The 487-nt window shown below is 65.9% G+C and carries 1 protein-coding gene; it reads left to right on the forward strand.

All coding sequences use genetic code 11. The annotated features are described in order from the left end of the window. Positions 1-487: neuraminidase-like domain-containing protein (locus tag ACNFCI_RS24025; RefSeq protein WP_416768434.1), on the forward strand; the 487-nt coding region annotated here is incomplete at both ends.

Below are 487 nucleotides of genomic sequence, written 5' to 3' on the forward strand. Positions count from 1 at the left end.
CGTGCAGCCCACAAGCCTGGCGGCGTTGCTGGTGTTCCCGCCGGCATGGGATGAGTGGCAAGCCCTGGCGAACAGTTTCGAGGCGGGGCTGAGCCCGTCGCAGGTCAAGCGGGCGCAGGCGGCCAGCGAGGAGCCGCTGAGCAAGGCACTGGCCGGTGTACTGGCTGCGCGCATTAACCTGGGCGTGGAAGCGCTGAACCAGTACCTACTGCTCGACAGCCTGAACAGTGCCCAGGTGACGACCACGCGCATCGCCGAGGCGATGGCGGCGCTGCAACTATTCATCCACCGTACCTTGTCGGAGCCTGAAGACCCCTACGCCCTGGACAGAAGCGTGTTGGACGGGCCCTTCTTCCGCGACTGGACCCGCTGGAACGCCCGCTATGCCACCTGGTCGGCCGGGCAGATGCTGATGTACTACCCGGAGAACTACATCGACCCGACCGTGCGCCTGGGCCAGACCAAGGCGATGGACGACATGCTGCAG

This window comes from Pseudomonas sp. NY15356 (genome assembly GCF_048068175.1).
In the GTDB taxonomy this organism is placed as follows: Bacteria; Pseudomonadota; Gammaproteobacteria; order Pseudomonadales; family Pseudomonadaceae; genus Aquipseudomonas; species Aquipseudomonas putida_K.